Origin of the sequence: Amycolatopsis sp. SID8362 (genome assembly GCF_010550475.1) — a bacterium.
Taxonomy (GTDB): domain Bacteria; phylum Actinomycetota; class Actinomycetes; order Mycobacteriales; family Pseudonocardiaceae; genus Amycolatopsis; species Amycolatopsis eburnea.
Genome location: NZ_JAAGNB010001315.1, coordinates 1 through 8528 on the forward strand (window position 1 = coordinate 1; position 8528 = coordinate 8528).

At 71.9% G+C, this 8528-nt stretch carries 7 protein-coding genes and 1 pseudogene; 2 read left to right on the plus strand and 6 right to left on the minus strand.

Annotated elements, in window-relative coordinates:
• The 5 genes and pseudogenes from G3I65_RS40080 to G3I65_RS40095 form a co-directional block, all read right to left on the minus strand.
• Positions 1–593, minus strand: a pseudogene (locus G3I65_RS40080) (hypothetical protein); the annotation flags it as partial.
• 76 nt (positions 594–669) lie between these two features.
• Complete coding sequence (locus tag G3I65_RS58455) at positions 670–804, minus strand: hypothetical protein (protein WP_255482016.1); 135 nt, start codon at positions 802–804, stop codon at positions 670–672.
• 483 nt (positions 805–1287) lie between these two features.
• Positions 1288–2715: a DUF1996 domain-containing protein gene (locus tag G3I65_RS40085; RefSeq protein ID WP_160700695.1), complete on the minus strand. Its 1428-nt coding sequence runs from the start codon at positions 2713–2715 to the stop codon at positions 1288–1290.
• A 319-nt stretch (positions 2716–3034) separates the two neighbouring features.
• On the minus strand, positions 3035–3937 hold the full coding sequence (locus G3I65_RS40090) for a hydroxymethylglutaryl-CoA lyase (protein ID WP_160700696.1): 903 nt from the start codon (positions 3935–3937) through the stop codon (positions 3035–3037).
• Between the two features lies 1 nt (position 3938).
• Positions 3939–5156: a CaiB/BaiF CoA-transferase family protein gene (locus G3I65_RS40095; protein ID WP_160700697.1), complete on the minus strand. Its 1218-nt coding sequence runs from the start codon at positions 5154–5156 to the stop codon at positions 3939–3941.
• Between the two features lie 116 nt (positions 5157–5272).
• Here G3I65_RS40095 and G3I65_RS40100 point away from each other — a divergent pair, with 116 nt between their 5' ends.
• Both G3I65_RS40100 and G3I65_RS40105 read left to right on the plus strand, forming a co-directional pair.
• Positions 5273–6073: an IclR family transcriptional regulator gene (locus G3I65_RS40100; protein WP_160700698.1), complete on the plus strand. Its 801-nt coding sequence runs from the start codon at positions 5273–5275 to the stop codon at positions 6071–6073.
• Between the two features lie 453 nt (positions 6074–6526).
• Complete coding sequence (locus tag G3I65_RS40105) at positions 6527–7921, plus strand: MFS transporter (RefSeq protein WP_160700699.1); 1395 nt, start codon at positions 6527–6529, stop codon at positions 7919–7921.
• Here G3I65_RS40105 and G3I65_RS40110 read toward each other — a convergent pair.
• Complete coding sequence (locus G3I65_RS40110) at positions 7887–8405, minus strand: AAA family ATPase (protein ID WP_160700700.1); 519 nt, start codon at positions 8403–8405, stop codon at positions 7887–7889. The two genes, G3I65_RS40105 and G3I65_RS40110, sit on opposite strands and share 35 nt — an antisense overlap.
• Positions 8406–8528 lie beyond the last annotated feature (123 nt).

Here is an 8528-nt window from a genome sequence, read left to right on the forward strand (position 1 = left end):
GCCGCCGAGCGGCGCCGGGCGAGCGCGTCGGCGAAGTCGGGGCCGAAGCCGGGCTCGACCGCGGGCCCGGCGATGCCCTGGCCGCGTTCGACTCGGAAGGGGAAGAACCGCACGCCGTGTTCGGCGCACAACGCGTCCAGCGCGGTGAGCTGCCGGTGGGCGGGATGGGTGTAGGCCGCGACGAGGACGGTGTCCGCCGCCGCCACGGGGATGTCGGTACCGGCGAGCGGGTGAACCGCGCCGTACCCGCTGGCGCCGAGGGCTTCCACCAGCGGCCCGGTCAGCTCGGGCGCGCCGGTGACCAGCACCGTGGTCGCGGCGAGGCGCCGGGCGCCGTCGTCGCCGATCGCCGGGTGCAGGCAGCCGTCCGCTTCGAGGACGTCGAGCACTTCCGCGTGGTCCGGGCTCATCCCGGCGAGCAGCTCGGCCCGGGTCCGCGTGCCGTCACAGCGGGCGAGCCAGGCGCGGAACCCGGCCACCGGCGCGGTGATCGAGTACTGGCCGCCGTTCGGCGTGATGAGCAGGCACAGCTCCGGCTCGAGGTCGTGGAGCTCGACCCCGGTCAGCTGCCAGCGGGTGTCGTCGGAAGACATGGCGTTCCCCCTCGTCGGCGGGGCCGTGCCGCGGCCCGGGAGCGCGGGCCGCGGCACGTCTACGGCTGGGCCGGGACTACTTGGCGGACGCGCGGTTGTGCACGACGGCGCGGTTGTGGACCACGGCGCGGTTGTGGACGACGGCCCGGTTGTGCACGACCGCGCGGTTGTGGACGACGACGGCCGAGGGGCGCTCGAAGCTCGAGATCATGGTTCCTCCTGCGGGTCTGTCCCCCGGTGGGGTTCACCGGGGCGGGGTGACGGGAACCAGTTTCGGGCGCGGTCGTGCGTTCTGACGTCTTCTGGACTGCGATCCGCACGGGCGCGGGTGTGCGTTCGTCACGGCCGGCGCGTGCACGACGAAGGCCCCCACCGGCACGGGTGGGGGCCTTCGTCGTCCGTCAGGTCACGCCCGGCACCCGGCGGCCCGCAAGGTCATGAACGAGTCGTTCACCTCACCAGACGACAGGGCTCCGGCAAAGTCGGGCAGCACGGCCGATCCGCCCATTCGCGACGACATGAAAGAGTCATTCACCTCACCAGACGACATGAATGACCCATTCACGACATCCTCGCAACGCCGGACAGACCACGCGGCCGATCGCGGACCCCGACCCCGGCCGAAGTACCCGGCCGGCGCGTACCGGGCGCACGACGAAGGTCCCCACCGGCACCGGTGGGGACCTTCGTCAGCTCACGCCCGGCAGGTCCGCCCGCGGTTCACGCAGTTGACCAGCCCGTTCATGATCCGCTGCGACATCACGTTCGCGAAGTCGTCGTGGTCGGAGAACGGGTTGTGCTTCTCCTGGGGGAAAGCGTCCACTTTGTACTGCTTCTTGACCTGGACGTCGTGCGGGATGTCGTAGGTCAGCGAGACCTGCAGCTGCGGAACAGCCTTGAACCCCTTGGCGCACCGGCCGTTCTGGTCCGGGTAGACGATGTGCGTGCGGTGGTTGGCGCTGTCGGTGTTCTGCCCGTCCCAGCAGCTCGGGAACGTGTGCACCCGCTTGACCTTGCTGTTCTGCGGGCAGATCGGGTACTTCTCGGTGACGCGGTTCTCGAACCCGGTGCACGTCCAGCTGGCGCGCGCGTTGGCCGGGCCGTTGGTCGAGACCTTCGCGTCGCCGTAGAGCACGCGCAGGAACTTCGGCATCGCCACGACCTTGCCCACCGGGCTGCCCCGGAAGGTGAGCTGGACCTTCTGCGGCCGCAGGATCTTGCCGTCGTTGCCGGGGAGCTCGTTGTTGCCGTCCTGCCCGGGCAGCGCACCGCCCGCGGTGCTGCTCGGCGGCGGCGTCGGCGCTCCGGTGTCCTTGCCGGGCTTGGTCGAGCACGGCAGGTTGCCGAGGCCGCCCGGTTTCGGCGCGAACCGGCCGATCGCGATGAGGATCCGGTCGATGATGGCCTTCCGCCGGTCGTTGAGCGGGCCGACGATGCTGTTCTGGACGAGGTTCTGGCCGCCCTGCCCCTGTGCCGCCGCGACGCGCTGGTTCGCCTCGTCGGTCTGGGTGTCGAGCTGCTCGAGGTTGCTGTTCACTTCGGCCATCGCCTGGTCGGGGATGTCCGGCAGCTTGCTCGCGACGTCCGGGCAGGCCACCTGGACGGTCTTCGCCTCCTGGGCGGCCTGCGCGCGGTCGCCGTCGGGCGCCTTGGCGGGTTCGTTCTTTTCTTCTTCGCCGGTGTCGATCCGGACGACGGGCCAGAAGTAGGCGGACTTGTCGCCGTTGCGGCAGGTGGTGCCGGCCTTCACGAGGCTCTTGTTGGTGGAGTCGGCGTTGGTGGAGAGGTTGCCGACGTAGTCGTGCAGGTGCTGGGCGCCGTTGCGGACGCCGGGCTGGGCGATGAAGTTGTCCGGGTTGAAGTGCTGGTTTTCGTTGCGGCCGCAGTCGACGGTGAACGTGCCCGTCGCGGCGCCGTAGACCGGGCGCGGGTCGAACTGGTTCGGCTGCACCTTCAGGATGTCGATGTAGAAGGCGGGATCGGCCTCGTCGGCGCTGGCTTCACCGGTGTTGCCGGTGGTCGTCGCGACGACGATGCCGCCGACCGCGATCGCGAGGGCGAGGCCGCCGGTCGCGATCTTGGTCCGGCGGGACAGGCGGTGCCGTCCTTGGGTGCGGGACATGGGAAATCCTCCGGGGTGTCGGGCTGGCGGGAACGCACGACACTGAACGGGTACGAGCCCAGGCTCGTCCCCGTCAGGAAATACGTCGGCAAGGAACGGTTTTCCGGCTGGTCCACTGACCCGACATCAGTGGGTGCGCGCTCACCTGCCCGTGGCCGCGCCGTCAACCGGCTGGTTATCGTTCCGTTATGGAAGTTACACGGGCCTTTGACACCGGGCAAGCACGGAAAAAAGTTTGAACCGATCTGAACCGGCGGCCGTATCCCCAGGTGAGACCCGAGGCCTGCGCTCGGCGGGAAAGCGTTGCGCGACGCCGGGATCAGCGCAGCGTGGCGGGCACCGCGGGAATGGCGGCCAATGCCGAACCGAGCCGGTGGCCGACCGCGAGAGCGACCTGATCGCGCACCTCGGCGAGTTTCGCGACGTCGATTCCGGTCGCGATTCCTTCGCCGTGGAAGAAGTCGACGAGATCGTCCGTGGCGACGTTGCCGGACGCGCCCGGCGCGAACGGGCAGCCGCCGATCCCGCCCAGCGCGGCGTCGAACCGCCGGATCCCGAGCGAGAGCCCTTCCCAGGCGTTCGCCGCCGCGCGCCCGTAGGTGTTGTGCAGGTGCAGGCCGAGCGGGACGTCCGGCAGTTCGTCGCGGACCGCTGACACGACCGAGCGCAGCTGACCGGGCCGGGCGGCGCCGATGGTGTCCGCGAGGTGGACGACGCGCGCCCCGAGCCGGCCGAGCCGCGCCGCCACGTCGGTGGTCCGGTCCGGAGCGGTGTCGCCGTCGAAGGGGCAGACGAACGCGGTCGCGACCGACGCTTCGATCGCGACCCCCGCTTCGGTGAGCACCTCGGCGCAGCCGGCGAGGCGGTCGAGCGCCGCGGCCGTCGGGACTCCGGCGTTCGCGGTGCTGTGCCCGTCGCTCGCGGAGACGACCAGCCGCACCGACTTCGCGCCGGCGTCGATCGCCTGCCGCGCCCCGCGTTCGGTGAACACCAGGGTGTGCAGGCACGCGGGGGTGTCCGGCAGCAGCGCCCGGAGCACGTCGCCGGTGTCCGCCATCTGCGGTACCCGGCTCGCGGAGACGAACGAGCCGATCTCCAGCGCGCGCACGCCGGCGTCGACCAGGCCGCGGGCGAGCCGGATCTTTTCGTGCGACGGCACGGTGAGGGGCTCGTCCTGCAGCCCGTCGCGCAGCACGACCTCGGTGATGAGGACTTCGGTCACGTCAGATCACTCCGTTCTCGCGAAGCCCGGCGACGGCGTCGCCGGTGATGCCGAGCTCGGCGAGCACGGCTTCGGTGTGCGCGCCGAGGTCCGGCCCGAGCGCGCGGGTGCGCCCAGGCCGTTCGGCGAGGCTGGGCACGATGCCGGGGAAGGTGACCTCGGCTTCGCGGTCTTCGCCGAGGCGCACGCGGTGCCGCTCGTGCATGCCGCGGGCCTCGAAGTGCGGGTCCTTCGCGATGTCCGCGGCGGTGAGGATCGGCCCGCACGGCACGGACGCGGCGAGCAGCGCGGCTTCGGCGGCTTCCTGGGTGAGCGTGGCCGCCCACGCGCCGATCGCGTCGTCGAGGAGCGCGGCGTGGCGGACGCGCCCGGCGTTGTCCGCCAGCCGCGGGTCGGCCGCGAGGTCCGCGCGGCCGATGGCGTGCATGAGCCGGCGGAAGATCGCGTCGCCGTTGCCACTGATCACGATGTACTTGCCGCCGGCGCAGCGGTAGGTGTTGGACGGCGCCACGCCGGGGAGCGCGGAGCCCGCCGGGCCGCGCACGACGCCGTGCGCGTCGAAGTCCGGGAGCAGGGACTCCATCAGGGAGTAGACGGCTTCGTAGAGGGCGACGTCGACGACCTCGCCGGGGCGGGTGCCGGGCTCGCGTTCGCGGCGGAGCAGGCCCATGAGCGCGCCGATCACCGCGTAGAGCCCCGCGACGGAGTCGGCGAGGCTGACCCCGACGCGCGTGGGGGCTTGGCCGGGGTAGCCGGTGAGCGCGCGCAGGCCGCCGATCGCCTCGGCGACGCCGCCGAAGCCGGGCCGGTCGCGGTACGGGCCGGTCTGGCCGTAGCCGGAGACGCGGACGACGACCAGCCGCGGGTTGCGGGCGCGCAGCTCGTCCGGGCCCAGGCCCCAGCGCTCGAGGGTGCCGGGCCGGAAGTTCTCGAGCAGGACGTCGCTGCGGGCGGCCAGTGCGCGGACGATGTCCCGGCCTTCGGGGCGGCGCAGGTCCACGGTCACCGACCGCTTGTTGCGGCCGAGGGTGCGGAAGAGCAGCGAGGTGTCGCCGCCGTGCAGCCGCCAGCGCCGGAGCTCGTCGCCGGTGCCGGGGCGCTCGACCTTGACGACGTCGGCCCCGAAGTCGGCCAGCAGGCGCCCGGCGGTGGGTGCGGCGATGAAGTTGCCCAGCTCGACCACCCGCAGGCCCGCCAGGGGCCCGGATTGTTCACTCATGCCCGACTCCAAACCACGATGTGAGTTGCTGACTCAGAATACGGGCGTGTGTCGCGGAGTCAACTGGGCCGAGCGTCGCTAGACTGTGCGGCACACCACGGGCACGGGGCGGGGCGATGGCAGAGGAAGAGCGCAGCGGCGGCGGGACGACGCCGGTGCTGGTGCTGCGCAAGTTCAAGCAGATCCTCGAGTCGTTCACGATCGACGACCCGGAGCTGACGCTGCAGCAGATCACCCGCTCGACCGGGCTGCCGGCGAGCACGTGCCAGCGGCTGGTGCACAACCTCGTGCGCGAGGGCTTCCTCGACCGCTACGACGACACCTACCGCGTCGGCCTCGGCCTGGTCCGCTGGGCGGCGCCGGGCACGTTCGGCCTCGACCTGGTCCGCCTGACCCGGCCGGTGCTGCAGCAGCTGCGCGACGAAACGGGCGAAACGGCCTGCCTGTACGTCCGCGACGGCGCGTACCGCACGGTGATTTCCCTGGCGGAGTCCCGGCACCCGGTGGTCCGGCTGTTCGTCGTCGGCATGGTGATGCCGCTGCACGCGGGTTCGGCGGGCAAGGTCTTCCTGGCCTGGGACAAGCTCGCGATCAAGGACGCGATCGGCCACGGCCTGGCGCGGTTCACCCCGCGGACGGTGGTGGACATCGACCTGCTGACCGAGCAGCTCGACCAGATCCGCTCGGCGGGGTACGCGGTGAGCTTCGAGGAACGCGACCTGGGCGCGGCGTCGCTGAGCGCCCCGGTGTTCGGCTTGAACGGCGAGGTGAGCGCGGCCATCGGCATCGGCGCCCCGACCCAGCGCATGACGGCGGCCGACGTCCCGCGGCTGGCTCCTGTGGTGGTGGACGCGGCCCGGCGCGCGTCGGAACGGCTGGGGTACCGGCCGGGCGTGGAGCAGGTCGCCGCCCTCTGAGCGGGTTTCGCGGAGGGCGGGCTCGCGGCTCGCGATGTCATGAACGAGTCGTTCACCTCGCCGGACGCCAGGGCCCCGGCAAAGTCGGGCAGCACGGCCGATCCACCCGTCCGCGATGTCATGAATGACTCATTCATGACATCGGACGACATGAATGACCCCTTCACGACATCCGCGCGACGCCGGGCAGGCCACGCGGCCAGCCTGCGGCCGGTCACCCGCTCGCCGGCGCGAGTTTGCCGGAGCCCTGGCGCCGGACGCGGTGAAAGGGTCGTTCATGGCACCCGGACCCGGCGCCGATATCTCCCGTTCTGTCCGAATCCGCATGTCAGCCTGCGATCCGGCGCGGCCTGACACATCCTGTCCCCATCCCGTGAGTCCTTGACTCCGCCCGCCGCGCGTCACATTATGGGTTCGCCAACCACATAGTGGCGAAGTCAAAGGAGACGACGGATGGCCCACCTCCCCGACGCCGCGCCGGACACCGGCACGATCGCGGGCCGGCTCGACCGGCTGCCCATCACGCGCACCCACCGGCGGGCCACCGTCGCCGTCGGGCTGGGGCTGTTCTTCGACTTCTACGAGGTCTTCCTGACCGGGGTGCTCAGCTCGGTGCTCGTCGAAGAGTTCAAGCTGACCAAGGCCGACCTGCCGCCGCTGCTCGCCTCGACCTTCGTCGGCATGTTCTTCGGCGCACTGCTCCTCGGCCGGCTCGCCGACCGGTTCGGCCGGCGCGGCGCGTTCCTGGTGAACCTCGGGCTCTACTCGGTCTTCTCGCTGCTCGGCGCGTTCAGCGGCAGCGCGCTGATGCTGCTCGCGACGCGGTTCTTCGCGGGCATCGGCCTCGGCGCGGAGCCGCCGCTGGCCGACACCTACCTGACCGACCTGCTGCCCGCCCGCAAGCGCGGCCGCTTCATCGCCTGGGCCTACACGCTCGCCTTCTGCGGCTTCCCGGTCGTCGGCTTCCTCGCCCGCGGCCTGACCGACCACGAAGTCTTCGGCATCGCCGGCTGGCGCTGGCTGTTCGTGATCGGCGCGCTCGGCGCCGGCGCGGTCTTCCTGCTGCGTCGCGGCCTGCCCGAATCACCGCGCTGGCTGGAGTCCGTCGGCCGTACAGAAGAGGCCGCGCACCTCGTGGCCGGCATGGAAGCCGAAGCCCGCGGCACCACCGTCGACACGCCCGCCCCGCGCCGCGGCGAGACCCGCAAGCGCGCCGCCGCGCCGGTGCGCGAGCTCTTCGCGCCGACCCTGCGGCGCCGGACCTGGATGATGGTCGTCTTCCACGTCCTGCAGACCCTCGGCTACTACGGCTTCGGCACGCTGGTCCCGCTCGTCCTCGCCGCGAAGGGGTACGCCGTCTCGCAATCGCTGCTGTTCGCCGCGCTGACCTACCTCGGCTACCCGGTCGGCTCCGCGCTGTCGCTGCCGATCGTGGAACGCGTCGAGCGCAAGTACCTCGTGGTCGGTTCGGTGCTGGCGATGGCGGTGTTCGGCATCGCGTTCGGCTACGCGGGCTCGATGGCGCTGATCCTCGTGTTCGGCTTCCTCTACACCGCGACCAGCAACCTCTTCTCGAACGCCTTCCACATCTACCAGGCCGAAATCTTCCCCACGGCGCTGCGCTCGACGGCCGCCAGCGGCACCTATTCGCTGTCCCGCCTGGCCAGCGGCGCGATGCCGTTCGTCCTGGTCCCGCTGCTGACCGCGCACGGCCCGACCACGCTCTTCCTCGTCGTCGCCGGCGCGCTCGTCGTGGTCGCGGCGGACATCGCGGTGCTCGGCCCGCGCACCACCGGCCGCCGGCTGGAGAACGTCAGCGAGGAAACGACCGCGCAGCCGCTTCGATGACCGCGACCGCCTCGCCGGCCGGCAGCCGCGCGGTGTCGACGACGAGGCGGTCCCGCGTCCACGGCTCGTACTCGCGGTTCACGATCTCCGGCCACGTCGGCGGCACCAGGCCGGGGATGCCGACGTCGCGGGTTTCCGCGCGGCGCCGGTGTTCGGCGGGGTCGGAGCAGACGATCTCGGCTTCGACGACCCGCGCGCCGGCCCCGAGCCCGGCCGCCCGCCAGGCGTCCCTGGTGACGGCGAGCGGGTTCACGCATTCGGCGATCACGCTCACGCCGGTGCGGAGCAGGTCGGCCGCGACGTCCTGGGCGACCACGTAGCCGACCGGCCCGAGCGGTTGCGCCAGTGGCGACGCGCGGACGATCGCCTGCTCGATCGTGTCGACGCGCAGGAACGCGAAACCGGTGCGGCAGGCCAATTCCGCGGCGAGGGTGGTCTTGCCGGTCGCGGGCAGGCCGCCGACCACGATCAGGAGCGGGGACACCCGCGCATGATCGCACGCGCGTTCCTCAAGATGCGGCGCGCTTCTGCCCGAGCAGCCCGCGCCGCAGCGTGGCCAGGGCCCGGTGCTGGGCCACGCGGACCGCGCCCGCGCTGGCGAGGCCGA